22 protein-coding genes are annotated in these 26,376 nt (G+C 63.8%); 9 read left to right on the plus strand and 13 right to left on the minus strand.

All coding sequences use genetic code 11. The annotated features are described in order from the left end of the window. Positions 1-5: 5 nt before the first annotated feature. Together ACFC25_RS17015 and ACFC25_RS17020 are read right to left on the minus strand one after the other, a co-directional pair. Complete coding sequence (locus tag ACFC25_RS17015) at positions 6-1,865, minus strand: VWA domain-containing protein (RefSeq protein ID WP_376047253.1); 1,860 nt, start codon at positions 1,863-1,865, stop codon at positions 6-8. 478 nt (positions 1,866-2,343) lie between these two features. Continuing rightward, positions 2,344-2,694 carry a hypothetical protein gene (locus tag ACFC25_RS17020; protein WP_376047256.1) on the minus strand — a complete coding sequence of 117 codons (351 nt, stop codon included), beginning with the start codon at positions 2,692-2,694 and terminating at the stop codon, positions 2,344-2,346. Between the two features lie 131 nt (positions 2,695-2,825). On the opposite strand from ACFC25_RS17020, the gene ACFC25_RS17025 reads away from it, so the two are divergent. Then, positions 2,826-3,053 carry a PfkB family carbohydrate kinase gene (locus tag ACFC25_RS17025; RefSeq protein WP_376047258.1) on the plus strand — a complete coding sequence of 76 codons (228 nt, stop codon included), beginning with the start codon at positions 2,826-2,828 and terminating at the stop codon, positions 3,051-3,053. A gap of 5 nt (positions 3,054-3,058) precedes the next feature. Here the strand turns inward: ACFC25_RS17025 and ACFC25_RS17030 are convergent, their stop codons facing one another. Continuing rightward, positions 3,059-4,306, minus strand: a complete 1,248-nt coding sequence (locus tag ACFC25_RS17030; RefSeq protein ID WP_376047261.1) for an ROK family protein — start codon at positions 4,304-4,306, stop codon at positions 3,059-3,061. Between the two features lie 191 nt (positions 4,307-4,497). On the opposite strand from ACFC25_RS17030, the gene ACFC25_RS17035 reads away from it, so the two are divergent. The 6 genes from ACFC25_RS17035 to ACFC25_RS17060 all read left to right on the plus strand — a co-directional run bounded on the left by ACFC25_RS17035 (position 4,498) and on the right by ACFC25_RS17060 (position 10,667). After that, a complete protein-coding gene (locus ACFC25_RS17035) occupies positions 4,498-5,520 on the plus strand; it encodes a LacI family DNA-binding transcriptional regulator (protein WP_337347189.1) in 1,023 nt (340 codons plus the stop codon). A gap of 103 nt (positions 5,521-5,623) precedes the next feature. Further along, positions 5,624-6,862: an extracellular solute-binding protein gene (locus tag ACFC25_RS17040; protein WP_337347190.1), complete on the plus strand. Its 1,239-nt coding sequence runs from the start codon at positions 5,624-5,626 to the stop codon at positions 6,860-6,862. Positions 6,863-6,872: 10 nt separating this feature from the next. After that, positions 6,873-7,874 carry a carbohydrate ABC transporter permease gene (locus tag ACFC25_RS17045; protein ID WP_376047264.1) on the plus strand — a complete coding sequence of 334 codons (1,002 nt, stop codon included), beginning with the start codon at positions 6,873-6,875 and terminating at the stop codon, positions 7,872-7,874. A 7-nt stretch (positions 7,875-7,881) separates the two neighbouring features. Next, positions 7,882-8,739, plus strand: a complete 858-nt coding sequence (locus ACFC25_RS17050; protein ID WP_376047266.1) for a carbohydrate ABC transporter permease — start codon at positions 7,882-7,884, stop codon at positions 8,737-8,739. Positions 8,740-8,769: 30 nt separating this feature from the next. Continuing rightward, positions 8,770-9,543: a ThuA domain-containing protein gene (locus ACFC25_RS17055; RefSeq protein WP_376047269.1), complete on the plus strand. Its 774-nt coding sequence runs from the start codon at positions 8,770-8,772 to the stop codon at positions 9,541-9,543. Beyond that, positions 9,540-10,667: a Gfo/Idh/MocA family protein gene (locus tag ACFC25_RS17060; protein ID WP_376047272.1), complete on the plus strand. Its 1,128-nt coding sequence runs from the start codon at positions 9,540-9,542 to the stop codon at positions 10,665-10,667. Before ACFC25_RS17055 ends, ACFC25_RS17060 begins: the two co-directional genes overlap by 4 nt. 28 nt (positions 10,668-10,695) lie before the next feature. On the opposite strand, the gene ACFC25_RS17065 is transcribed toward ACFC25_RS17060, so the two are convergent. The 5 genes from ACFC25_RS17065 to ACFC25_RS17085 form a co-directional block, all read right to left on the minus strand. Next, on the minus strand, positions 10,696-11,514 hold the full coding sequence (locus ACFC25_RS17065) for an alpha/beta fold hydrolase (RefSeq protein ID WP_376047275.1): 819 nt from the start codon (positions 11,512-11,514) through the stop codon (positions 10,696-10,698). A 390-nt stretch (positions 11,515-11,904) separates the two neighbouring features. Further along, a complete protein-coding gene (locus tag ACFC25_RS17070) occupies positions 11,905-13,107 on the minus strand; it encodes a cation:proton antiporter (protein ID WP_337351292.1) in 1,203 nt (400 codons plus the stop codon). A gap of 223 nt (positions 13,108-13,330) precedes the next feature. Next, positions 13,331-14,488 carry an ABC transporter ATP-binding protein gene (locus ACFC25_RS17075; protein WP_376047278.1) on the minus strand — a complete coding sequence of 386 codons (1,158 nt, stop codon included), beginning with the start codon at positions 14,486-14,488 and terminating at the stop codon, positions 13,331-13,333. Further along, positions 14,485-16,077, minus strand: a complete 1,593-nt coding sequence (locus ACFC25_RS17080; protein WP_376047281.1) for an ABC transporter permease — start codon at positions 16,075-16,077, stop codon at positions 14,485-14,487. The genes ACFC25_RS17075 and ACFC25_RS17080 overlap by 4 nt, the downstream gene beginning before the upstream one ends. Before the next feature lie 4 nt (positions 16,078-16,081). Beyond that, entirely contained in the window at positions 16,082-17,128 is a 1,047-nt protein-coding gene (locus tag ACFC25_RS17085; RefSeq protein ID WP_376047284.1) for an iron ABC transporter substrate-binding protein, read from the minus strand. Between the two features lie 225 nt (positions 17,129-17,353). Between ACFC25_RS17085 and ACFC25_RS17090 the strand changes: the two genes are divergently transcribed. Continuing rightward, positions 17,354-19,978 carry an AMP-binding protein gene (locus tag ACFC25_RS17090; RefSeq protein WP_376047287.1) on the plus strand — a complete coding sequence of 875 codons (2,625 nt, stop codon included), beginning with the start codon at positions 17,354-17,356 and terminating at the stop codon, positions 19,976-19,978. On the opposite strand, the gene ACFC25_RS17095 is transcribed toward ACFC25_RS17090, so the two are convergent. From ACFC25_RS17095 to ACFC25_RS17115, 5 genes are all read right to left on the minus strand, one after another. Continuing rightward, the gene (locus ACFC25_RS17095; protein WP_376047290.1) at positions 19,975-22,422 is read right to left on the minus strand and encodes a hypothetical protein; all 2,448 of its coding nucleotides are present in this window, start codon (positions 22,420-22,422) and stop codon (positions 19,975-19,977) included. The two genes, ACFC25_RS17090 and ACFC25_RS17095, sit on opposite strands and share 4 nt — an antisense overlap. Before the next feature lie 36 nt (positions 22,423-22,458). Further along, positions 22,459-23,160, minus strand: coding sequence for a peptidoglycan-binding protein (locus ACFC25_RS17100; protein WP_376047293.1), 702 nt, complete (start codon positions 23,158-23,160; stop codon positions 22,459-22,461). 355 nt (positions 23,161-23,515) lie between these two features. After that, positions 23,516-23,803, minus strand: a complete 288-nt coding sequence (locus tag ACFC25_RS17105) for a hypothetical protein (protein ID WP_337347203.1) — start codon at positions 23,801-23,803, stop codon at positions 23,516-23,518. A gap of 109 nt (positions 23,804-23,912) precedes the next feature. After that, positions 23,913-24,479 carry a hypothetical protein gene (locus tag ACFC25_RS17110; protein ID WP_376047296.1) on the minus strand — a complete coding sequence of 189 codons (567 nt, stop codon included), beginning with the start codon at positions 24,477-24,479 and terminating at the stop codon, positions 23,913-23,915. Beyond that, entirely contained in the window at positions 24,476-25,747 is a 1,272-nt protein-coding gene (locus tag ACFC25_RS17115) for a serine/threonine-protein kinase (protein WP_376047299.1), read from the minus strand. Before ACFC25_RS17115 ends, ACFC25_RS17110 begins: the two co-directional genes overlap by 4 nt. A gap of 140 nt (positions 25,748-25,887) precedes the next feature. On the opposite strand from ACFC25_RS17115, the gene ACFC25_RS17120 reads away from it, so the two are divergent. After that, the gene (locus tag ACFC25_RS17120) at positions 25,888-26,292 is read left to right on the plus strand and encodes a VOC family protein (RefSeq protein WP_337351287.1); all 405 of its coding nucleotides are present in this window, start codon (positions 25,888-25,890) and stop codon (positions 26,290-26,292) included. Positions 26,293-26,376: the final 84 nt, after the last annotated feature.

Genomic DNA, 26,376 nt, shown 5'->3' on the forward strand with positions numbered 1-26,376 from the left:
CACACCTAGAAACTGGTCACCAGTTCGCCCAGCACCTCTTCGAGCCTATTCGGATCGGTGGCGTCGTAGTAGTGCGCCCCACTGGCCCTGGCGATTTCCAGCAGAGTAGGGACATCGGCGTCGGGCCCGTAAGCGAGCGTAAAGACGAGCACCGGCGTCGAGTGGTTCTGATGGCTCAGCTGCTGGGAAATCCCTTTTAGGTCTCCGGGGTGGGTGGTGTCGTTTTTGCCGTCACTCAAAAGCACGATGGTGTTGATGAAGGTGTCCTTATAGTCCTTTGCCTGATCGCCCGAGAAGCGGCTCACCGCTTCGAAAAGAGGCGTGGCGTCCACGGCCTGGAGCGCGTTGAGCTTGTTGAGGAGGTCATCTTTGTTGGTCTTGAACGGGGCTACCGGGCTGACGATGCCTGGCTGCAGGGGACCGTCGCCCACGTGGGAGAAGGCAGCCAGTCCAATCTCATCCTCACCCGTGAAATGACCCAGTGCCTTCTGGACGGCATCCTTAGCCCGTTGCAGCTTGGTCACGCCGGGCTCCTGCACCATGGACTCCGAGACGTCCAGCAGGAACAGGGCCCTGGCCCGCTTGCGGACATCGGGGAAGCTGTCCTGCATGGCTACAAGCGCTTCCCTCTTGGGCAGTGGCAGCGGCTGGAGCGTCTGCGCGTACCGGCCGGTGTCCGCCACGCCGGTATCCAGTTTGCCCTGGATGGTCCGGTACCCGGATGCCATGACAACGTTTTGACCCTGTTCCGTCACGGCGAACGCGATGAAATCCTGGGCAGCCAGGCGCTGCTGGCTCCCCACCCAGTCTCCGTCAAGGATTACTGCGGGGTTGTCCGCCACGTGCACGCCGTCCTGGGGGTAGATGGCAGTGAGAGGCTCCTTGGGCGCGGGGCCGGGATGCTTCGTAATTCCATCCTCACTGACCACGCCCCTGTTGTAGTCCCAGACAGATTTTTCATCGACGATCACGGCCGAGAGGAATTCCGAGACGTTCCCGGCGTCGTCAGCCTCCCTGGCGTGCCACAGGAAGTGCTCGGGGGTGGCCATATAGTGGCTGGTGCCCAGTTCGACGGCGCGCACTTTTCCCACCAGGGAGGGAGCGTCCAGGTCCATGTCGTCCAAGCCACCCGGGCTGCCGCCGGCGGCGCCGTAGGAGGCAGCCAGGGCCATCAGTCCCGACGTCGAGACGAGCGGACTGGCTTTGCCAAACTTGAACTTTCCCCAGTCGCCGTGGCCGAGGCGCTCCCAGACGTCACGGTCCTCGGCCATCCTGAACACTTCAGACCACGACGGCGGTTTGCTGTCCCAGCCGAGGGCCTTAGCCATTGTCTCGGGCATGGCCACTACGATGGCACTCCGGGCCAGGCTGGTTCCCTCCTGCGGGACAGGACCTCCACCGGCGCCGTCCCCAGCGATCCGTAGCCACGCGGAGGAGTCAGGCAGCCAGATCACGGGCCTGTCGCCTGCGGGAACGCCGGGGAGCTGCGCCGCAACCTTGCCGGCAGCGGTCCCGGATTTTTCCTGGGTCACGGCCGGTGTCACGCACTTGCCGTCAACGCTGCGGGGTTTTGCCGTGTACCCGGCTGCCAGGGCCCGGACCATCTCTGCGTTCTCCAGCGACGTGAGGATGTTCAAGGTAATGCAGGGGGAGGTCCCGGCCACGGCGGCAGGACTGTCCTGTTTCAGGGGTTCAGCTGAAGGCGTGTTGCCATTTCCCGCGGAACCCACACCTGAACGGTCCGGGTAAATAAGGGTTCGCAGCACAAAGGCACCGCCAACAATGAGAATTGCCACGACAGCGGCCGCGACGTACCAGATCCAGCGTGGGTAGGTGGGGTCAGTTGCTGCGTGTCGACGGCCCATGCTCGTTTCCTTTGAAATCCGCCGGGTTTCCCCGGTGTGGATGCACAATATGAAACTGGCCCGCGGCAGTCACACCGCGGGTGCGCCTAGCCCCCCGCCCGGATGCCCCCGCAACTGGATACGCTCTTTGAGGATAACCCCGACGGGCGAAAAGTGAGTGTGTGGATTCGGATTTTTGATGGAAACTTGTGGGTTCCGGATTTTGGCCAGCTGTCACTGCGCCCCCCCAACGCTTCGCCTGCTGAAGTACATTCCGACAGTGCCGGGCGGAACAACCGCAGGGAGCATGATTTTTGCCGCCAGGCAGGAGTAGGGGATGTCCATTTCCCCCACGGTCGTCGTGTGCGGGCCTGCTTGGTGGAACCAGCTCATCCTCCTTGATCACCTTCCGGAGCCCGTCCCGCACATGCAGTTCGCGCGGCGCTCCTGGCAGACGCTTGGGGGTACCTCGGCGGGCAAGGCTCTGCACCTTGCGGATCTAGGCATCAGTGTGCGCTTGTGCTCGCCTCTTGGGGCGGACGACGACGGCGGCCTGGTCCGCGGCGCGCTGACGAAGGCCGGTGTCACCTTCGAAGCAATCGCGTCGGAACGGACCGAGCGCCACGTCAACCTGATGACTGACAGCGGCGGCCGGGTCTCCATTTACGTTTCGGTCCCTTCCACACCTGCCGAAGTCGACCTCGAAGCTGCCGGCGCCCTGGTGGCGGCCGCCGATCTGGCCGTGATTGACCTGAGCGAGCTCGGCGTACTCCTGCTGGAACGCGATGAGGTCCGGCAGACCCCACTGTGGGTGGACCTCCACGACTACAGCGGATCGTCGTCGTTCCATGAGCCGTTCCTGCGTGCCGCCGACGACGTGTTCATGAATGACGACCGAACCGGCGATCCTTGGGAGCTCATGAGCTCCTGCCTTGAGCAGGAACCTACCTGGCTGTATGCACCCGCGGGGCAGGAGGTGCCTTGGCGCTGGAAGCGGATGGGACGAAGCATGAGGTTGCCGCAGTTCCCGCTGATGTGGTGGATACGAACGGCGCCGGCGATGCGTTCATGGCCGGCTTCGTGGCTGCGACCCTTCACGGTGCGTCAGTGGGGGATGCCCTCAAGGCAGCAGCGGCCCAGTCCCGCGTTGCCATTGAGAGTCAACACCTACACCCTGTGCTCGGACTGGCCTCCACCGCTAAGGCATGATTCGCTCATTCAGCCGCGCTCGGCACGCGGAGGTTAAGGTCCAGGCTGTTTTTCTCGACATAGTCCAGGGCGCTCCTGATGGCTCCGACAGCAACAATTGACTCACCCAAGGGGGAAACCGCGATCCGGGGCGGAGTCGCTGTAAATTCGCCCAGCCGTTCCGCGATGGGTCCAAGCAGTACTCCGGCGGACTTTGCCACAGCGCCGCCAATGACCACGAGTTCGGGGTTGAAGATTGTGGCCACGGCTCCGATGACTCTGGCCATCCTGTCGGCGAGGCGGTCCAAAATCCTTAGTGCCAGGGCGTCTCCTTCTGCGGCCGCGGCGAATACATGTTCGGCACTGATTTCCTCACGTGGGTGCTTTCGCAGGGATGACCTGGTTTTGCCGGCGAGGGTTTCAGAGGCCCAGGTCCGGGCCATGAGGGCGATGCCAAAGGTATTGCCCACACCTTCGACGTACTTGAGGAATGCCAGTTCCCCGGCGCCGCCATGGCTGCCATGAAGGAGCCTCCCGCCATCGATCACTCCCGAACCGAAGCGTTCGCTGGAGAGGATCACAACGACGTCGTCGACTCCGGCAGCTTCGCCGTGCCAGCGTTCGCCCAAGGCCGCAAGGTTTGCGTCGTTTTCCAGCAGCACGGTCCAGCCGCGGAGGTCTTTGAAAGCAGTTTTGATGTCCAGGTCGAACAGTTCCCAGAAGTGTTGGGTGGCCAACACGTCCCCGTTCCGGTCAACGGGTGCTGCTATGCCAATGGTCACGGCGAGCACCATGTCGGCTAAGGCACCTGCATCCTGAAGGGCCGTCATGGCCGTCTGATCGATGATGGCAAGGCGTTCTCCGGCAGTAATCTGGGTCCCGGGAATGCGGTCCTCAGCAGTGATCCGGACACCAGGGAATGGCTGGCTGGATCGTCCGACTGTCTGCCCTCGGAGATTTGACACCACCGCCGTGACCTTGGCGATTCCTACGTCCACGCCCAGGACGAAACCGGCACTTTCATTGAGCTCGAATCGGCGGGCGGGCCGACCCTTCCGGTATTCGCCAAAAGCCCGCTGGTTCTCAAGCTCCCTGATCCAGCCACGTTCCACGAGTTCCTCGCACACCGATATGGCAGTGGCGCGTGCGAGCCCGGTTGCCTTCATGATCTCGGTGACTGTCACTGCGCGAGAAGCCCTCATGAAGTCGAGGACAGCGCTGTTGCTTACCCTGCGCAGCAATTGTGGCTCCGGTGCGGAGATCACGGACGACATTGGTGTGGACCTCTCTTCCGGGTACGTCCCACAATACTGGCCGACTAAATTTAGTCATGAATTAAATTCAGGGCTCGCCGGCCACCCTTGCGCAGCAACGTGACCCATGCCATACTACTGGTCGATGCGCATCGACGAAGCGTATCGATGCGTCAGGAACCGTTCAGCAGAGAGCACAGGAAGGCCAGGCCATGCCCACAAGCAAGGACGTTGCCCAGGCCGCCGGCGTTGCGCAAAGCACGGTCTCCTACGTTCTTAGTGGCAAACGGCCCATCTCCGAGAAGACCCGGAAAAAGGTGGAGGATGCCATTCAGCAGCTGACCTACCAGCCGAACGCCGGAGCCCGCGCGCTGGCCAGCCGCAGGACCCGTGTCATTGGCCTGGTCATTCCTTTCATACCTGAGTTGCACATGGCCTCGATCATGGAGTTCGTCTCCGTGATCGCCAATACCGCACGCCTCTACGATCACGACATCCTGCTGGTCACGGAGGACGAAGGTGCACCAGGCCTGCAGCGCGTGGTGGGCCAGCAGATCTGTGATGGCTTGATTCTCATGCAGGTAGAGGGCGACGACGAGCGGCTGCCCGTGGTCCGAAGCCTCCACGTACCTGTGGTCCTGATTGGCATCCCGCATGACCCTTCCGGTTTGGTCTGCATCGACGCCGACTTTGAAATGGCCGGCGAACAGTGCGTTCGGGACCTTGCCGCAGCGGGCCACACGGTGATCTCCGTCCTTGACTGGCAGCGGGAAGTGGTAGACCGGCACGTGAATTACGTGGAACGCTTCATGTCCGGCACCGACAAGGCGGGGGAGAGCCTGGGTGTCAAGGTACTGCACCTGCCAGGCGGCACCGACCGCGATGTCCTTGCCGAATCCGTGGACAAGGCCCTGGCCGAAACCACGGGCGTGCCCGCGTTTATTGCTCCTGATGGCACGGTTCAGGACGTACTGCGACGGGCACTGTCGAACCGCGGGCTAACTCCCGGCAAAGACGTCTCGGTCATCGGCAGCGCCACTCCCACGCTTGCTGAACTCCAGCCCATTCCTCTCTCCACCATTGACCTCCGTCCGGCCGAGGTCTCGCGCCGGGCAGTAAAGCTCATTTGCGAACTCCTCGAAGCCAATGTGCAGGGACCAACCGAATCCCTGCAATTGGTACCCACGGTCATTACGCACCGTTCCAGTACGCTCCGCACACCCCCCGGCAGCTGAATTATCTTCCCATCGCCCCACCCAGTTCGAAGTTCATGTCCATTCATCGATCAGCATCGTCGATACGCATCGACGAACCGATCCCCACACAAAGGAACAGACAATGAAGTCAGCACACAGGACCGCGCGTCCGCTCTCCTTGGCCATGGCCGCCCTGGCAGGCCTTCCACTGCTTATCTCAGGCTGCGGCGCAGCGGGTAATACGGCTTCCTCCACTGATCCCGTCAAGGAGATCTCAGTGGTGGACTATTACAACAATGAGCCGGACAAGTCCTTCATCGGCGATGCGCTCACCGCCTGCGGGACGAAAGCGGGCGTGACGATCAAGCGCGAGACGGTTCCGGGCAAGTCGCTGATCTCCAAGGTGCTCCAGCAGTCCTCTTCCAAGACGCTTCCCGATGTACTCATGCTGGACAACCCCGACCTTCAGCAAATTGCCGCCACGGGCGCGTTGGCTCCCTTGGCTGATTTCAAGATCAACACCGAGAACTTCGCTGAAGGTGTCCTCAGCGCAGGCACCTACAAGGACAAGGTCTACGGCCTGGCGCCCACAGTGAACACCATCGCCCTGTTCTACAACAAGGACATCCTGGCCAAGGCTGGCGTCACCCCGCCCACCACGTGGGATGAGCTGAAGGCAGCAGCCGCGAAGCTCACGAGCGGGGATCAGTACGGGCTGGCGTTCAACGCCAACCCCACCTATGAGGGAACGTGGCAGTTCCTCCCCGTCATGTGGTCGAACGGAGGTGACGAAAAGAAGATTGACACCAAAGAGACCGAAGAGGCCCTGCAGCTGTGGACGGAATTGGTCAAGAGCGGGTCGGTTTCGTCTTCTGCCCTCAACTGGACCCAGGCTGATGTGAAGGATCAGTTCCTTGCCGGCAAGGCAGCGATGATGGTCAACGGCCCGTGGCAGATTCCGTCCCTGGACAAGCAGCCGAGCCTTCAGTATGGCGTCGTGAAGATCCCGGTCCGCGAAGCCGGGCAGACCTCCGTCGCTCCGCTCGGCGGAGAGGTCTGGACAGTCCCGCAGACTGGCAACAAAGCCCGTCAGACGAAGGCAGCCGAAGTGGTGGCTTGCCTGAACAATGACGAAAACCAGCTGGCGATGGCCAAGGTCCGCAACACCATTCCTTCCAAGACCACGCTTGCGGAAACCTTCGCCTCCGAGAATCCCAAGCTCGCTACCTTCACCGAACTGATCAAAACCGCCCGGGCACGGACCGGCCAGCTCGGTGAGGAATGGCCCGCCCAAGCCACAAAGATCTACACCGCCATCCAGACCGCACTGACGGGCAACGCCTCGCCGGCCGACGCCCTCAAGCAAGCCCAAGGCCAGTAAGAAGGCCGCCATGTCATTGACAACCGACGTTTCGCACACTGCAGCCGGGCCGGCCACGGGATTGGCTTCACGGAAGCACGGCCGCACCGGTTCAGGGGCACAAACTCAAGTCCCGCGTCGGCGTACCCGCCAACGCCGTGAACATATCTTCCAGTGGCTCTTCCTCGTTCCCGCTGTGGTCTACATGGCCCTGTTCTTTGGCTACCCCGTGGTCAAGAACGTCGTCATGAGCTTCCAGGACTACACCACGGCGACGTTCTTTACCGGCGAAGCCCCCTGGGTGGGGTTGGCCAACTATGCAACGGTGTTGTCGTCGTCGTTGTTTTCAACCTCGCTGCTGAACACCGCGCTGTTTACGCTGGGGTCCATCCTGGGGCAGTTCGTGATCGGACTGGCGCTGGCGATCTTTTTCCAGCGCAAGTTCCCGCTCAACGGAATCCTCCGGTCATTGCTACTGCTGCCCTGGCTCCTGCCGCTGATCGTGTCGAGTGCCGTGTGGCGCTGGATCCTGGACAAGGACAGCGGTGCCCTTAACCGCTTCCTTGGCGACCTCGGCCTGATCGACACCGGCATCCCGTGGCTGACCAGCACCTCGCTTGCGTTGCTGGCCGTAGTGGGCGTGAATATCTGGATCGGTATTCCCTTCAACCTGACCATTCTCTACGGCGGTCTCCAGGAAATACCGGATGAGCTCTATGAGGCTGGGTCCCTGGACGGTGCCACCGGCTGGAGGGCCTTCCGGCACATCACCTGGCCCATGCTGAGGCCGGTGGTGAGCGTAGTACTGGTGCTCGGCGTGGTTTACACGCTCAAGGTGCTGGACATCATCCTGGGCCTGACCAACGGCGGCCCGGCAAATTCAACCCAAACCATCGCCACCCAGTCCTATGCCCTCTCCTTCCACGAGTTTAAGTTCGGCGAAGGCGCGGCCCTGGGCAACGTGCTGGTGATCATTTCCCTCGTGTTCGCGGTCCTCTACCTGCGGGCCAGCCGACGCGCCGTGGATGAGTGAGGAAACGATGACAACCCAACTACGGGCCCCCGTCCGCCGAACGTCAGCGGTCCCACGAACCACCAGCAAGAACTGGGGTTACACGGCACTGGCCATCTTCTTCCTGGCCGTCATGCTGTTCCCGGTCTACTGGATGGTCAACGCCTCCCTGCAGCCCAACGGCATTACCTTGGAAACCTCGTGGCTGCCGCTTAAGCCGGATTTCACCGGCTACGCGACCGCGATCAACGAACAGGCCGGCAACCTGGGCACCAGCCTGGTCATTTCACTCGGAAGTGTGGTCTTGAGCCTGGCCATCGCAGCCCCCGCAGCCTACGCTTTGGCGTACTTCAAGGTCCGCGGCGCAGGCGTGGTCCTGTTCGCCATCCTCATCAGCCAGATGATCCCGGGCATCGTGGTGGCTAACGCCCTGTACACCGCCTACAACGATCTTGGCCTGCTCAACTCCATTCCTGGCCTGATCCTTGCGGACTCCGCGCATGGAATCCCGTTTGCCATCCTGATCATCCGGGCGTTCATGAATGGCATGCCGGCCTCTGTCATCGAGGCCGCGCGGGTGGACGGCGCTGGCCACCTCCGGGCGTTCTGGTCGATCGTGCTGCCCTTAAGCCGGAACTCCCTGATCACCGCGGGCCTGTTCACCTTCCTGTTTGCGTGGAGCGACTTCCTCTTCGCCCTCACCCTGACTACCACCGAAGCCGTCCGGCCCGTGACGCTGGGAATCTTCCAGTACATCGGGGCCTATGTAAACGACTGGAGTTCAGTGATGGCGACGGCAGTACTTGCCTCCATCCCGGCCATCGTCCTGCTGGTCGCAGCCCAGAAATACATCGCTGCCGGCACCACCGGCGGCGCGGTCAAATAGACCGCCTTCAGCACCTAAAAAGGAGAAATCATGACTGACAGCAAGCCCATCCATGTCACTGTGTGGAGCGAGAACCGGCACGAGAAGCGGGACGAACTGGTGGCACGCCTGTATCCGGAGGGAATGCACGGCGCCGTCAAGGCGGGCATCGAGGAGAACCTGGGTTCCGCCGTCGTGGTCCGTACCGCCACCCTGGACGAGCCGGAACATGGCCTCACGGAGGAAGTCCTCGCCAACACCGATGTCCTGACCTGGTGGGGGCACATGTCCCATGCGGACGTCGACGACGCGATTGTTGAGCGCGTGCACCGCCACGTCCTCGCCGGCATGGGCCTGCTCGTGCTGCACTCCGGACACTGGTCCAAGATCTTCACCAAGCTCATGGGCACTTCCTGCACCCTTCGCTGGCGGTCTGAGCAGGACCGCGAACTCGTCTGGACCGTGGACCCGACCCACCCCATCGCCAAAGGGGTGCCGCACCCCATCGAGATTCCCGAGCAGGAGATGTACGGCGAGTTCTTCGACATCCCCACACCCGAGGAACTCGTGTTCATCAGTTCATTCAGCGGCGGCGAAGTCTTCCGTTCCGGCTGCACGTTCCGCCGCGGACACGGCAAGATCTTCTTCTTCAGCCCCGGCGACCAGGACTACCCCGTGTACCACCACAAAGATATCCGCCGGGTCATCGCCAACGCGGTGGAATGGGCAGTCACCGACCGGACCGAACGGGCCGTCCCCGAACTGCTTCGCTATGAAACCGGCGATTTCTTCAACGGCAAGAGCTACCAGGGAGCCAACGCATGAACGCCCCCTTCGCCATCATCCCCGATGACGGCACGCCCCTTCGCGTCGTTGTGGTCGGAGCCGGGGGCATGGGACGCGCCTGGCTTCGCACTGTTGAGGAATCTCCACTGGTGGAGCTTGCGGGCATCGTCGACCTGGACCTGGACGCCGCCCGCACGGCTGCAGCCGCGCTGGGGCATCCCGATCTCCCGGTAGGTGCCAGTACAACGGCATTGGCGTCCGACGTCGGAGCCCAGGCAGTCATCAATGTCACCATCCCTGCCGCTCATCATCCGGTCACCACGGAAGCACTTGCCGCTGGGCTGCCGGTCCTTGGCGAAAAGCCGGTTGCATCCACAGTGGCCCAGGGACTCTCGCTGGCGGCCGCTGCTGAACTCCACGGCCAACTGTTCATGGTCAGCCAGTCCCGCCGCTACAACCGGCAATTGTTCGAGGCGAAGCGGCTGTCCGCATCTTTGGGTTCCGTTGGCATTGTGTCAGCTGAGTTCTTCAAGGCGCCACACTTTGGCGGTTTCCGCGATGCCATGGACCACCCCCTGCTGCTGGACATGGCCATCCACCAGTTCGACATGGCCCGGTTCCTGCTCGACGCCGATCCGGTCTCCGTCTTCTGCGAGGAATACAACCCCTCCTGGAGCTGGTACCGGGGAGATGCAGGCTCCACGGCCATCTTCGAAATGACTGGGGGCGAACGCTTCGTGTTCACCGGGAGTTGGTGCAGTCCAGGCCAGGAAACCTCGTGGAATGCTTCGTGGCGTATCAGTGGTGAGCGCGGAACAGTTTTGTGGGACGGGGACAACCACCCTGTATCTTCGCTTGCCTCTGATGGCGGCACCAGCGAAGACCCGGGCCTGGAAATCGCCGGGTCCTTGCGGGACTTCGTGGACGCGGTCCGCACGGGAAGCGTGCCGATGGGAAGGGTCCACCAGAACATCATGAGCCTTGCCATGGTGGAAGCTGCGATCCGCAGCGCCGCAGCGGGATCGCGGGTGTCCGTGGACGTACTCCTGGCGGACTCCTACGGCCAGGCCATCCTGGCCGAGCGGGACCCGGCCGTTCTGGAAGTCCTCAAATCATGGACATCGGTTCGGAGTGCCCTCACCGGCGAAAGCGTCGCCCGCTGACGGGCGATTCTCGTGTGGGGTTGGTGGGTTACTCCATTACTGTTGAGTGCTCACGCACACGCGCCAGCCATTCGGCAAGGAGTGTTTGGACCAGAATGGGTTGCTCGTGCATCAGAGCATGGCCGGCTCGATCCAGCACCGCATAGGTGGCACGAGGATAACCTTCTATCAATTCCCAAGTGTCTGCGTACCCGGCCGTGGCATCCTGACGACCGGCAAGGACGAGCACCGGATGTGGATAGACTTTCGCTGCTTCTGAAACGGACCGCAGCTCCCAGTGCGAAAAGATGCGCGTCAGGGCTCGCTCGTCAACGAGAGCGGCGGCGGGAGCCACATCCGCCTGGAACCGGCGCAGGGTGTCCGCGGTCTGCACCACAAAGTAATCGCTGTAGGAAGCCTCAACATCCGGGTCCAACGCGCCGGCCGGCGCGGCCGACGAAACAAGGACCTGGTGTCCGGGCACCTTGCCCGTGTGTGCGCCAACTGGGCAGATCAGCGCCAGCCCTATGGCCTGCCCGGGTCTGCGGCCGGCAATCGCACGGGCCAGGTACCCGCCGTAGGAGTGGCCTATGACAAGAAATGGTTTATCGCCGATGGTGTCGTCGATCAGTCCGAACAGCACATCCACGACGTCATCATTGCTGTTGACAGTTTCCGGCGCCGGAGTGCGGCCCATCCCTGGCAGGTCCGGGTAGAGGCGGCGAAAGCCAGAGAGGCCGGAGAACATCGGTTCAACGGCGGCGGCGATCTCGCGATGATCCACACCAGCCCCGTGCAGGGCGAGAACCGGTGTGCCGCTTCCGTATTCGGCGTAGTGCACGGGCACTTCGCTGTCCGTGACCTTCATCCAGTCAGTGTAGGTCGCGTCGCGACGCTCGTGCAGCGGGTCCAGTCATAACCAGGTGCCTCGTAAGCGGATCAGGTCTCAGTCCCGGCAGTCGGGCCAGAGTTCTCCGTCTTGAACGAAGTTGCTCGAAGTCCACTTCTGCGGAATTGCGGATGAGGCCGCCAACCCGGTGGTGGGGCTGACTCCGCTCGAGGCGTTTACCTCTATGCCAGTGCGTGAAGGACCGCCGAGGGCCCGGGGCGCTGATCTCCGCTTCATGGGTTAACCATGCCGCCGCTGGATCAAGAGTTCCTTTGGTTTTCCCTAGCTCCAGGGAAATTCTTGGGCAGGGAAAGGCAAGCATTCCTGCGAATCGCATTTTGGTGCACCGCCGGGCGCTTGGTCCTTCTCCTAAGGGATTTCCTGGTGCCGCGTTGGCTTCGCCGATAATCCGCGTTGATGCTGACGGAGTGCCAGGAGCGGAAACAGAAGTACCGAGAGCATGCCTGCTCCAACGAGGGCGGATGCGATTCCGCCCGAGATCAGCCCCTCGTCCCGGCCAATGGCTGTCACCGCCACGATAATCGGCAATCCCGTTGCCCCAAACAGCATGATGGCCCGTTTCTCTGCACCGCTGGAGTGAGGGGGAGCAGCGAGCAACGACGGCAGACCGCGGATGATGAGCAGGAGGATCAGGAAGAGCGGGACCAGGGCTAGGGCGGCCGGGCTGGCGGTGAGCGCACGCAGGTCGAAATCTATGCCGGTGTCGATAAAGAAGATCGGCACCAGGAAACCGAACGCGATGGCGTCGATTTTTGTCTCGATGACCTTCCGGTCCAGTTCGGGAGCCCGCGCGATGGCCACCTTCCAGAGGACTCCGGCGGCGAACGCACCCAGCAGCATGTCCAGTCCCAAAACCATGCTGAGAACAACGAGCACAGTGAGGATGAACATGATGGACCGTACGGCGAACTGGCCGCTGGTGTGCAGGGTCATGGTGACCTGGGAGTGGAGAAGTGAGTGCCGTGCGCGCGAGGCGAGGTAAATCGCCAAGCCAGTCAGGAGGACAAACCCGAGAAGTACACCTGTTGCCGGACCGAGCTCCCTGCCACTGAAGAACAGCGAGATCGCTACGAGAGGACCAAACTCCCCGGCGGCACCCAGTGCGGTTACCGCGATGCCGAGCGCGGACTTCGATTCGCCGGCGTCGCGAAGGATGGGCAGCAGCGCGCCCAGTGCAGTGGAGCACAGGGCGACGCCGACAATCACGGCAGCCTCCGGTGCCGGGGCCAGGACGAGGCCTGCGCCAATGCCTGCCGCCAACGAGATCACCCAGCCAGCAGCTGCACGGTTAGCCGGCCGGCCGCTAATGACGGCGAAATCGATCTCGTTGCCTGCAACAAAAAACAGCATGGCGAGCCCGAACTGGGCCAGCGTATCCGTAAACTCCGCCGGATGGATCCAGCCCAGCAGGCTGGGGCCGAGCATGATTCCGAGGACAATTTCGAAGACCACAATCGGTACCTTGACCACGCGGTCAAGGAAGCGGGCCGCAAGGGGCGCTGCGATAGCCAGCAGGGCGATCAGAACCAGTGACGTGGACAAGCCCTGCATCGGTGGTACCTCCGGCACCTCGCTGCTTCGACGAAAAGTAATCCAAAGCTACCGCCACCATAGCGATGGCGCCATAAGGCCAAACAACAACACCGGGTACCGTACGTGATCGTCCATATATCCGCGGTTTTCTGCCATGGGTCGCGCCGGGGGTGCATTCATAAACTTGCGCCGTGAAGAACACCTGCGTGACCGCGCGGCGGCCCTTTCCACGCCGTATTTTCTAGTCGTCCAGCGGAAATGCGACGGCCTCGCCCACAACCCGAAGGCACAGTTCCATGCCTGGCCGCGCGATGGACGCATTCCAGTGGCGGATGGTGATGACCTCGCCCCCACCGGGGTAGCGGTGGTCGGCGCCGGACGCCAGCTCCGGGGGAACTGCCAGCTTGAGGCGCACGGTCGTCTCAGGGCCGAAGTAGTCGGTATCCACCACCACGCCACGGATCGGGCCGTCCTCGGCAATCCGGATCTGTTCGGGCCGCAGCATCAGCTGCACACGGCCCTGGGCGGGCGGCCGGCGGACCGGGATTCCGCCCAGCGAACAGGTGGCCAGTGAGCCTTCCAGCCAGGCATCGAGGATGACCGCGTCGCCCAGGAATTCCGCTGTGGCACGGTCTGCGGGACGGGTATAGACGACGAAAGGATTGCCGATCTGGGCCAGCTTGCCACCGCGCATCACGGCTACCTGGTCCGCGAAGGAGAGTGCTTCGGCTTGGTCATGGGTGACCAGGATGGTGGTGACGCCAGCCTGGTTGAGGACTTTGGCTACCGCACGCCGGGTGGCAACGCGCAGGCCCGCGTCAAGGGCCGAGAACGGCTCGTCCAAAAGCATGAGTTCGGGTTCGCGGGCCAGGGCGCGGGCCAGGGCGACCCGCTGCTGCTGCCCGCCCGAAAGCTGATGCGGCCGCCGCCCGGCCATTGCCGGGTCCAGGGAGACCATCTCCAGCAGTTCACTGATCCGGCCCGCCACGGCGCGCCGCCCGCCGTCGAGCTTTCCAGCGTCCAGGCCAAAGGCGACGTTCTGCCCCACGGTGAGGTGGGGAAAGAGGGCACCATCCTGCGCCACATATCCCACGTGGCGCTTGTGCGCCGGCAACCAGACGCCGTCGCCCGCCACCTTGGTACCGTTCAGCGAGATGCTGCCGGTGGTGGGGTGCTCGAAACCGGCGATGAGCCGCAGCAGAGTAGTTTTGCCGGACCCGGAGGGACCAACGATGGCGGTAGTCCCACCCTTGGCGACAGACAGATTTACGCCTTTGAGGACCGCCTGGGATGAGAAATTCTTGGTGACGTCGGTGATCTGCAGATGGCTGTTGGTGCTGGGGGCCACCGACGCCGCAATCCGCGGCTCCGGGAGCCGCGAGGGGGATTGTTCGGTCACTGTCCGGCCACTTTCTTGGACTGGTGGAAGAGGAGGTAGGTCATAGGGGCGGAGAGCAGGATCATCAGCAGGGCGTAGGGTGCCGCACCTGTGTAGTCGATTTCACTGCTCTTGATCCAGAATTCCGTGGCAAGCGTCCGTGTGCCGTTGGGGGACAGCAGCAGCGTTGCGGTCAACTCGTTGGCGATGGCAAGGAACACCAAGGCGGCGCCGCCCGCAGCGGCGGGCGCAGTGAGCCGGAGGGTCACCCTGATGAAGGCAAGGAGCGGAGGTTTACCCAGTGCCCGCGCGGCTTCGTCGAGTTCCTTGGGGGCCTGGGCCAGGCCGGCACGCAGGTTCACCAGCGCCCGCGGCAGGAACAGCAGGACGTAGGCGGCAACCAGGACCGCACTGCTCTGGTAAACGCCGGGAACCACCCTGATGCTGACGGTGACGAACGCCAGGCCCACCACGATGCCGGGGAGGGAGCTGGTGACGTAGTTGGAGAGCTCGAGGGCCTTGCTGAACCAGCCTGGGTGCCGCACTGCCAGATAGGCCATGGGGAAGGCGACCACGGTAGTCACCGCCGCCCCGGCCAGGCCGTAGCCGAGGGTCGTCAGAAGGGCGGGCACGAATTCGTTTGCAACCCAAATCACGGGGCCACCGGCGAAGACCCAGCGCAGGACTAACACCAGCGGCAGCCCAAAGGCCAGGGCGGTGAGCGTCAGGAGGAAGAGCTGGGCAGGAACGTGGTAGCCGTGCAGCGGCAGGCGCAGGGCCTTTCCTTGGGCTCCGGAACCGATTCGCGCATACCGGGCCGATCCGCGGCCGCGGGCTTCGAGGAGCAGCAAGACCAGGCAGAAGAACACGAGCACGCTGGCCAGCATGTTGCCGGCGGTGCCGTTGAACGTGGATTGGAACTGGACCATGATCGCGGTGGTGAACGTATCAAAACGGATCATGGCAAAGGCCCCATATTCGGCCAGCAGGTGCAGGGCCACCAACAGTGCGCCGCCGGTGATGGCAAGCCGGAGCTGCGGGAGAACCACGCGGAAGAACACCCGCCAGGCCCCGAGCCCCAGAGCTGCGGCGGACTGTTCAATGGCCGGGTCTAGCCGGCTTAGAGTCGCTGCTGCGGGGATATAGACCAAGGGGAAGTAGGACAGTGTGGCGATCAGGACGCCGGAGCCCAGGCCCTCCAGGGACGGAACAGCGGATACCCACGCGTAGCTGTTCACAAAAGCCGGGATGGCCAGGGGAGCGGCCAGCAGGACAGCCCAGAGTTTGTGGCCGTGCAGTTTGGTGCGTTCCACCAACCAAGCCCCTCCGATTCCCAGGACGAGGCAAAGGGGCACTGTCACCAACATCAGCAGGACGGTGTTGAGGAGCAGCTCGCCCACGCGGGGGCGGAAGATCAGTTCGACGGCGGTGTCCCAGCCGGTGGCTGCGGTCATGAACACGACGTAGCCCAGGGGAATAAGCGAAAAGAGTGCGATCAGCACCGCGATGACGGACACTGCTGAGACGCCGAAAGGCGGGCGGGGGCTGCTGCCCCGGCCCGCCGTCGTCGTGCTCCCTTTTGACGGGGAAGCCGATAGATCGGTTGTCACTGAATTACAGGAGTCCTGCCTTGGTCATCAGCTCGGTGACCTTCTCGGAGTTCAGCTTGGCGGGATCCACGGTGGGAGCCTGCAGTTCCGCCAGCGGAACCAGCTTCTCGTTGGCGGGGACGTCAGAGGCGATGGCGTATTCGAAGGAGGTGCCCTTCTGCAGGACTTCCTGGCCCTTCTTGCCGGTAATGAACTTCAGGAACGCCTGGGCAGCTTCTGCATTCTTAGTGGTCTTCAGGACTCCGCCGCCGGAGACGGACACGAACGCGCCCGGATCCTGGTTCTTGAAGTAGTACGGCGTGACGTTCTTGGAGTTCTCGCCGGTCTTGGCCTGGTCGCCGTAGTAGTAGTAGTGATAGATCAGTGCGGAATCAACTTCGCCGGCGTTGACGGCCTTCATGGCCGTGCTATTGCCCTTGTAGGCCTTGAAGTTTTCCTTCATGCCCTTGAGCCATTCCTCCGTTGCGGCCTCGCCCTTGAGCTCAAGCAGTGCGGAGACAATGGCCTGGAAGTCGGCGCCCGACGGGGACGCGGCCCACTTGCCCTTCCACTCCGGCTTGGCCAGATCAAGCATGGACTTGGGCAGCTTATCCTCGGCCACCTTGGCTTTGTCATAGACCAGGACGGTGGAGCGGGCGGCAATGCCGGTCCACTTGCCGGTAGACGGGCGGAACTCTTCGGGGACCTGCGCGATGGTGGCCGCATCAACATCCGCAAAAAGTCCCGCGTTTTCCACCTGGGCCATGGCGGGGGAGTTTTCGGTGAGGAAAACATCGGCCGGCGAGGCAGTGCCTTCCTGGACGATCTGATTGGACAGTTCCGTGTCCGAGCCCTGCCGCATAGTCACCGTGATGCCTGTCTCGGCCGTGAAGGCCTCGATCCACTCTTTGGTCAGGCTCTCGTGCTGAGCGTTGTAGACCGTGATGTCTCCGGCTTCGGCGGAAGCGGAACCGGAGGCTGCGGGGGCAGTGCTGCCGCCGCAGGCGGTCAGCCCAAGGGCTGCGGTGGCGGCGATGGCGATGCCGGCCAGCGCGTGGGTGCGGATCTTCATGGAGGCTGCTTTCTGGGAACAAGTCTGGTGGACCCTGGGGCCGACGGGCTGAGATTGCCCACAAAGGAACTTTAGGTTAGCCCAACCTAAGTCCCAACAAGGAAAGCGCTTAAAGTGATGGAGATCACATCAATTACGGAACTGTTGCATAACGTAATTCGCGCCGTTGCTTGGGTTGCCATTTATCCAGTTGTAGTTAGGCAAGGCTTACTTTATGGTTACGCCGTGACCTTACCCCTCGAACTCACAGGGGTCGCCCTTGCCGCCAATCTGGCAAGCCACGGTGACCGGCCCGCCGTCCTGACCGGCGGCCGCGTCCTCAGCTACAGCGACCTCGCCCAACGCGTGGAAGCTTTCGCAGCGCGCCTCGGTACCGTGCGCCGCCTTGTGGTGCTTGCCGCCGACAACAGCATTGAGTCGCTCGTTGCCTACCTCGCGGCCCTGGCATCCGGACACCCCCTCATCCTCGCTCCCGCCGGCAACGACGCCGCGCTGGAATCGCTCATCACCTCCTACGATCCCGACGTCATCATCCGGCCGGGCGCCTCCCTGCCGAGTACGGTGCCGGGCCATCAGGCGGGGCCGCTCCTGGAAGAACTCCGGCCCGGTACCCGGCATGAGCTGCACCCGGACCTCGCGCTCATGCTCAGCACGTCCGGTTCCACAGGATCTCCGAAGCTCGTGCGCCTGTCGCACCAGAACGTGCAGTCCAACGCCGAGTCGATCGCCGAGTATCTCAACATCCATGCCGGCGACCGGGCCATGACAACGCTCCCCATGTACTACTGTTACGGGCTGTCAGTGATCAACAGCCACCTTCTCCGCGGGGCCGGGATCGTCCTCACTGAGCTGTCTGTGGTGGATCCTTGCTTCTGGGAACTGTTCCGCAACCGGCGTGCCACTTCCTTTGCTGCCGTGCCGTACACCTTCGAATTGCTGGACCGGGTCCGGTTCACCGACATGGAGCTGCCGAGCCTGCGCTACATCACGCAGGCCGGGGGCCGCCTGGAACCGGAAACGATCGTCCGGTACTCCAAGGAGGGCCATCGGAACGGCTGGGAGCTGTTCGTTATGTATGGGCAGACGGAGGCCACGGCACGGATGGCCTATCTTCCACCGCACCTGGCCACCACCTTTCCCGGCAGCATCGGGATCCCGGTGCCGGGCGGGAACTTCCGCATCGAACCCGTCCCTGGCCTGGACGATGGAGAACTCGTCTACACCGGACCCAACGTGATGCTCGGCTACGCGGAAAGTCCGGCCGACCTCGCGGCCGGCCGTGCCGTCCACGAACTGCGCACGGGCGATCTCGCCCGCAAGCATGATTCCGGTCTCTATGAGGTAGTGGGCCGAAGGAGCCGGTTCGTCAAGATCGTCGGGCTGCGCATCGACCTCGGCCAGGTGGAGAAGACGCTCCACAACCTTGGCCTCCAGGCCGCCTGCGCCGGAACAGACCAGAGACTCGTGGCCGCCGTCGAGGGCAACCACGACGAGCGCCTGCTCACCAAAACCCTTGCCCAGAGCCTGGGCCTGCCGCGGGCCGCGGTGGAGGTGCGCGCCGTCGAGCGCCTCCCGCGCCTGGCCACAGGCAAAACCGACTACCCGGCTATCCTTGGGCTTGCGGCTCCGCCCGAAGGGCCGGTGCGGACGACGGCGAGCCCCGGCGCCGAAGCGTCAGCGGCCCCCGAGGACATCCGCCGAATCTTCGCCGAAGCGCTCGAGATCACGGACATCGACGACGGCGACACGTTCGTATCCCTCGGAGGCGATTCGCTTTCATATGTGGCGGCCTCGGTCCGTCTCGAGAAAGCCCTCGGGCACCTGCCTGCCGACTGGCACGTAACCCCGGTCGGGAACCTGGTTGCCAAGGCGCGGCCAGCTCGCAAACGCTGGAGGCTCTTTGCGCCACTGGAGACAAGCATTGTGCTCCGCGCCGTTGCCATCGTGGTGATCATCAGCACCCATATGGACCTCATTGCGTGGCCGGGCACCGCACACGTCCTGATGGCCCTGGCCGGCTACAACTTCGCGCGCTTCCAACTGGGCGGGGACCGGCTTCCCCGGTTGAAACGCCAGGCACGGAGCCTGGCCCGGGTGGTGGTGCCCACTGTCGCGTTCATCGGCGCTGTGATGCTCCTGACGGACAAATTCAACTACACACCGGCCAACCTGTTGATGCTCAACACGATGATCGGGCCCAGCGGCTGGACAGATGCCTGGCATTTCTGGTTCGTGGAAGTCCTGGTCTATGTGCTGGTGGCCATGATGGCACTTCTGGCCATCCCGTGGGCGGACCGGGCAGAAAAGCGGTTCCCGTTGGCCTTTCCCGTGGCGCTTATCGGGGTGGGGTTGCTGGCCCGCTACAACCTCGTACCGATCGACATCCTGCACACCAGGCCCGTCCTGTGGCTGTTCGCGCTCGGGTGGGCCCTGGCGCGGGCCCGCACGGTTCCCCAACGGCTCATCCTCTCCGTCATCGCGGCTTTGGCCCTTCCTGGCTACTTTGACAACCCCTGGCGCGAAGCCACAATCCTCGCCGGGATCCTCCTGCTCGCCTGGATTCCTGCCCTTCCCCTGCCTGCAGTCCTTCATGGACTGTTCGGCACGCTGGCCAGCGCCTCCCTCTACGCATATGTGACGCACTGGGTGATTTTTCCCGATTTCAAGGAGCACACCCCCGTGCTGGCAGTGGTCCTATCCCTGGCCGTAGGAGTGGCGTACTGGGCAGTGTCCATGAGGATCATGGGCCGCCTGCTTCGCTTGGGAACTGCAGCCCCTGGGAAACCCGTCAACAGCGGGCGGACTCAATCCACGAAACGCGAAGGGTTGCCACCGGCCGCGCGAGCCTAGCTGCCTGGTGCCCCAGCGGCGGTCGGGGTGGGATTGGGCGTCGGGGCGACAACAGTTGGTTCAGCGGGCGCGGTACTCGGTTCCTGCGTGGGACCTTCCTGGGTGAGACCTTCCTGCGTGGGGCTGCCGTCGGTAGCCGCACCACCAGTGACAGGCGCGGCGGGAGTGGGTGCCGCCGTCGTGGCCTTGGACGTCCCGGATGCCGGAGCAGTGGTTCCAGGAGAGGGGGCCGTTGTGCCGGCAGAGGGGGCCGAGGCCGGGGGAGTACCGTTCATGGCGCCGGGGTCGCTGCGGACAATTTCCATGATTTGTTCCTTGAATGCGTTGAGGCGTCCCTGGATCTCAGAGAAGGGGACGTTGTGGAGCTCCCGGCCGTACTCGGCGATCTCGGCCCACAGCGTGTTGAGCCGGGCTGTGCTGTCCTCGCTGAGGGGTCCGTCCAAGGTGAGGACCAATTGGCTGGCCAGCGCGTAGGTGAGGCACCGAAGGCAGTTGTAGTTGGCGGCGGCTGACAAATTCTCCGGAACTATCACGTCGGCCTGACCCACGATCAGCACTACCTGGAAGCCGACGGCGACTGCGGTGCAGTCTGTGCAGCTGGCGAAGGCGTAGGCCTCGTTGGTGGTATCGACGGGTTTGCCGTCTTCTGCCCAGACCAGCGCGAAGGCGACGTCGTAGGCCACAGAGCCGTCGCTCGTGTTCACGGCAAGGGCCTGGTTTCCGTCCTCCTCTGGTGCGGCAGGCTGGTTGAACGGGAACACCCACGACGGCGCCGGGCGGGCCCCTGGAGCGCTGTCGGCCCGGGTCCCAGCACTGGCGGGACCAGTATGCGGTACCAGGACCGTGCTGAGCTGGGGGTTCTCGCGTGTCGGCATGGCTGCCCCTGCGGGCCATAACGCTACGGTCTTCCCGGCATGCCCTTCCCGCAGGGGAGAGTGCGACGCAGCGGGGAAAACGGCGGTGGCTACGTCTGCCAGGGTTCCGCGTTCGTACGGCTGGACGGGCCGGTAGGTGTCTGCCCCGGGCCACCAGGCCCAGCCAAGCCCGGCGGTCACCGCTGCGATGGTGGCCATCGCGGCGGCTCGCTGCAATGCCTTTCCGCGCGTTTTGTGCCAGAGCCCGAGGGTCAGTTGCCGGGCCAGTCGGAGCAGGATGTAGAGGATGCCAAGAATGGGAAGGGCGACGGCGGCGATCGCCAAGGCGCGCAGCGCAGCGCCGCCAAGGTCGCCGTCGGCGAGGCTTCCGGCAAACTGCGCCTGCTGATCCAGGACGCTGGCCCACGCCGTCGCGAGGAGCCGAGGGAGCGAGAGGACCATCATGGCCATGCTGACCACGAGCAGCGGCACAGTGACCAACACCCAGACAGTGACTACGGCCCGTGCCCATGGTTTGAGGGCCTGTGCTTCGGGACTCGTGCGGCGCCAGGGGAGCAGCCCCAGCAGCGTCGGTTTGATACGTTGGAAGAGGTCCGGGACCCCGGTGGCATCGGCCAGGATGTGGTACCCGTCGAATCGGACCAGGGGCAGGAGCTGCCGGACCATCTGGAGAATTTGGGTGACCACAACCAACAACAGGGCGTCAAAGCCGGTGGCCCACCAGAGACCCATTATGGCCACGGCAACGATCGCGTTGAAGTACAGCCCGCCCAAGTCGGTCCGGATCCGGCCCCCGCGGCCCAGCCGGTACGAGTCTGTGACGTCCGTGAAGAATGCAGGCCAGATGAGGTAGAGACCCGCCCCCATGGCACCGGGCGTGGCGCCGCCCCGGCGTGCGGCCGCGGCGTGACCGAACTCGTGAAAGCCGGCCGAAAGCACTGTTACGGCCAGGACCAGCAGTACCAGGGCCGGGTTGGCGAAAGCGTCGTGGGTCGCGGAGGCGAGTCCCTTGACCCCGAGAACCCACCAGGACGCGGCGATGAAGGCTATGCAGATGGCCGCCACGATGACCGGGTTGAAGAGCAACGCGAACGGCGCCGTGAGCTTTCGGGTACGTTCCGGATCCGTGACGGTGTAGCGGAAGCGCATGCCCAGCAGGGGGTCCGCTTTCCGCACCTCTGGCTGTGAACCGTCACCCAGCCGGAGCAGTCCCAGCGGCAGCAGCTGCGAGGCGACCAGTGTGCGGACGTTGTCTTCGCTGACTAATCTTCCGAAGCGTGTGCTGGCGTGGGCGGCAATCTGTTCGGTAGTGCGCTGGCCGTCCACTGCTTCAAGTACCAGGTACAGCAGGCGGGTCAGCTGGATGGCCTGGCCGTCTGCCCGGCGGACCAGCGAAGGCGGTTCCCGGTACCCCGATCCCTTTGTTTCACCCATCAGTTCCACGCCGTCGGCCAGCACAGGAACGTCAGGCAGGAGGACGTGGGAAGGGTTAACAGTGTCGGTACCGGCAGACGCGGGAGAAGTCAGCGGGCCGTCCGGCCGGGACGGCCCGCCGTTTACTGTGCTCATGAAGCAGTGCTCATTCTCGGAGGTAGTGTGCGGACTCTACTGCCTCAGGTCTGACTGCTGGTTGGCGGACGCGGTTGCTTCACCGTCGATGTGCTGGCTGATGATGGCGTCCTGCTGGGCCACTGCGAAAGCGTCGCTGTCGATGGAACCGATGTTGGCGGCAACGGCGGCGTCGATCGGCGCGGCGACGTTCGCGTTGGCAGCCACGGCGCCGTTGATAGGGGCCGCAATGTCTGCCTGCGCCGCCAGGTCAACGTTGACGTTCAGCAGGTCCCCGTCCAGCGCGGCAGCCGGATCCACCGGCAAGGCACCGACGTCGGGGAGTGTGCCATCCGGGAGAAGGTCACCGCCTGCGGTTCCGTCCGGTGCGGTCCCGCTGTCCGCAGTTCCGGCGTCACCGGCCTCTGTATCTGCGCCCTGGTCAATGCTGCTGTCCTGCGTGGAGTCTGCCGTGGCATCGGCAGTGATGCCCTGTTCGATGATCACTCCCTGGTCCGCTAGAGCCTGGGCCTCGGATCCGTAGGAGAGGATGTTCGCGGACGCTGCCGCGTCGATCGGAGCTGCTACGTTGGCGTTGGCCGCGACGGCGAGGTCGATGGGGGCCGCAGCGTTGATGCCCAAGTCAAGATCGGCGTTGAGGTCCAGCACGGAAGCTACTTCCTTGTCGGGGAGCGCCGTGCCGCCCTGTGCCTGCAATTCTTCGTTGGTCAGCGGAGTCATTCCCTGTTCAGTGCTCATGCGAAACTCCAGTTCCGGCACGGTCGCCGCTGCCCCCAGTGAGCAGTTCCTACACCGATGTGCCTAATGCCAGTCAATAGTAAGCATGATGATCATATTTTGGTATATTCCCCCGACGGTGAGTACGGGACAGGGCTGACCTGCAGATGGAGCCTGTTCCGCACAATCAGCGTCGAGTCGAGGCCGGCCGTCAGGCCAGGCCTGGGCATGACGGTCCGGCCGCGGTGGATTACATTTTGTGGAGCCAGCCGAGCCTTGCGTGAAGGGCCAGAAATGTGCCCCCTCGAGCGTGGCGCGTAGCGCGTATGGCCGGGGCTGTGGGCGTTGGCCGCTCTTCCCCGACCCGGTGACTCTCTTACAGCGACGACGGCCGCTTGCCGGACGAGGGCCTTTCCCGACGGACCTTCCTGACCTTCAGCCTGCGCCGTCTCACGGGAACTCCGGCGTTCCGGTCCGGGATCGCATGGCGTCGGCGCATTGGCCGGTCGGGGCGGCCGGGGGCTTGGTCTGCGGGGGCGGTAGCGGAACGTACCAGCGTCGAGCCACTTCTGCGCCGCCGTAGCCGGAGCATCGCGATCGCCGTCAGGCCCAGCCAGACGAATGCTGCCCCAATAACGAGGAAAACCGCCGGGATCGTGTCCATGATCAAGTCTAGATCCGATTCCGTAAGTACACTTAGCAACTATGCTTCCGCGCTTGGTCTGCACCCCGCACGGCCTTCCAACGGCGCCTCGCTTGCTTGCTCCTCCGGGCTAGCCGTTCTTATTTTTGCCTTTACCCTCGCTGCCTCTTGCCGGCTCGGGAGCAGGCGCAGGTACAGGGGCCGGCGGCGGGACCACCGATACCTGTTCCTGGGCTGCCTTCGCCGCCGCTTCTGCTTCGGCACTTGCCTTCTCCGCTTCTGCTGCTGCGGCAGCGGCTGCTTCTTGCTCGCGTGCTTTCGCGGCAGCCTCGGCGGCCGCTTGGATGGCGGTGGTGAGGTCGGTCCTGACAGCGGTGATACTGGTCATGATGGCCCGGCGCCGTTCCTCCGAAACCTGGCCGCTGCCCGCCGCCGACGCTACGTCCGCTTCCAGGCTCTCCAAGGCTGTGAGCGCAGCCGGGTGATCATTCGCTGCCGCTGCCTGGCTTACGCCCAGCACCAGTTCCTGAAAGTGCCGGGCCGTGTCCGGCTGCAGGCCGGTATCGGCCGGGGCGCAGCCGGCCATGGACGCCGCCAGCATCAGGGCCGCGGCGAAGCCGGCTCCCCGTGTACCTGCTCTTCGTGGACCGGCTGCCCCTGTACCGGGCCGCCGAATGGCGGCATGAAACCGGGTCACGGTTCCACGCTCTTTTGCAGTTCCAGGAGGTGGTCACCCAGCGTGCCAGTAACCGCAGGGTAAGGAACGACGCCGGACGTTGAGTCCGGGGTCTGGGCCGCCGTGAGTGCCGCGCCGCCGCCCGCCAGTGCAATAACCACCAAGCTGGCCGCCGCCCAGAGCCGGCCTTTGCGCGTGGGGCGGGTGGAGCGCGCAGCCCTGCGCGTCCTTAACGGGCCGCCGGGCTGATCTTCACCAGGCACCAACCCCGACCACCCGACGCCGGCGGAGAGCGGGCCCACCTGGCCACTATCGTTGGTACCGGAATCGGCCGGTCGTGAATTTGGCGAGCGTGGCTCCGCAGTGATGGCGGGTGCCCTGAACGGCATGGCGGGCAGCACTCGAGTAGTTTCCGGTGCAAGCTGGCCAGGGGTGGATGTCGGGGAGATGAGGGCCTGCCGGAGCGCGGTCTCGATGTCAGCTGCTGTGGGGCGGTCCAGAGGCTCGATCGCGGTCATTGAACGGATCAGGTCGGTCCACTCGGCCGGCAGATCCTCGGGAATGCCTGGCGGGCGGTGCAGCCTGGCCACAGCGGATTCCACCGCGCTGCCCGGGAACTCCATTGTCTGCTTGACGCATTCGAGCAGGACCAGTCCCAGCGAGTACACGTCGGTGGCCGGGCTGAGCGGCGATCCCATGGCCTGTTCAGGGCTGAGGTAGGCTGCGGTGCCCACCATGGCTCCGGTGGCAGTCAGGCGTGTGCTGTCGGCAATTCTTGCGATGCCGAAGTCGGTGACCTTTGCCCTGAGTGGTTCCCCTGGCCGGGTCTGCACCAGGAGGATGTTTCCTGGCTTGATGTCCCGATGGATGATGCCGAGGCCGTGGACGTAGGCCAGGGCGTCAGCGATTCCGGCTCCAATAACGGCCAGCTCGTCCAGTGGAACAGCGCTGTGCCGGATGCGGCTGCGCAGGTCCTGTCCTTCGACGAGTTCCATGGTCAGGAACGGCCGTGGCTCATCCGGGATGCGCGTGTCGATGCCAGCATCGAACAGCGTTACAAGGCTGGGATGGTTCAGGGTGGCCAGCAGCCTGATTTCAGCTTCCTGGCGTTTGAGTTCGTCCGCATCCGGGGCCTGCGGCGCGAAGAGTTTCAGTGCAACGTCGCGGCCCAGATTCTCGTCCCGCGCGCAGTACACGGACGACATCCCGCCACGGCCGATCACATCACCGAGGCGGTAACGGCCGCCGACGACTTCAGTCCTGATGGAGCTGGGCGATTCCGCCACCATATTCGTTCCTCCCGGCGCCCCACGGCACACTACACTCCAAATCATAAGGCAACTTACTTTATTCTGTGGAACCACGGAGTGCTGAGGTATGACGGACGTGACCCCCAGTGTCCCGAGGCCATGGAGGTACTGTGGGGCACATGGAGATGCGCCTTGAGGTTGTGCAAGTGCCGGTCGCGGATGTTGACGCGTCCAAGTCCTTCTACACGGAAAAGCTGGGATTTGTCCTCGACCACGATGTTGAGCACATCCCTGGGATGAGGGTCGTTCAGCTGACACCTCCAGGATCCGCTACGTCGATCGTCATAGGTACCGGAATGACGAGTATGGTGCCTGGCAGCCTGGAGGGGCTACAGCTCGTTGTCCCCGACATCGGCTCAGTTCGCGCGGAGCTCCTGGGGCGGGGCGCAGACATCAGTGAAATCCACGACATGGGCGGAGTGCAATTTGCCTACTTCGGTGACCCGGACGGCAACCGCTGGGTCTTGCAGGGCATGACACCCCCTGGTATCAGGGACGCACACCTGAACTTGGGTACGCGCTAACGAAGCCGGCCGGGACGGGACAGGCGAAGTCTCTCGGCCCGTTCGACAAGAAGTGGAACGTAGTCCCGGACTTCGGGTTCGTTG

Origin of the sequence: Pseudarthrobacter sp. NPDC055928, assembly GCF_042270935.1 — a bacterium.
Classification (GTDB): Bacteria; Actinomycetota; Actinomycetes; order Actinomycetales; family Micrococcaceae; genus Arthrobacter.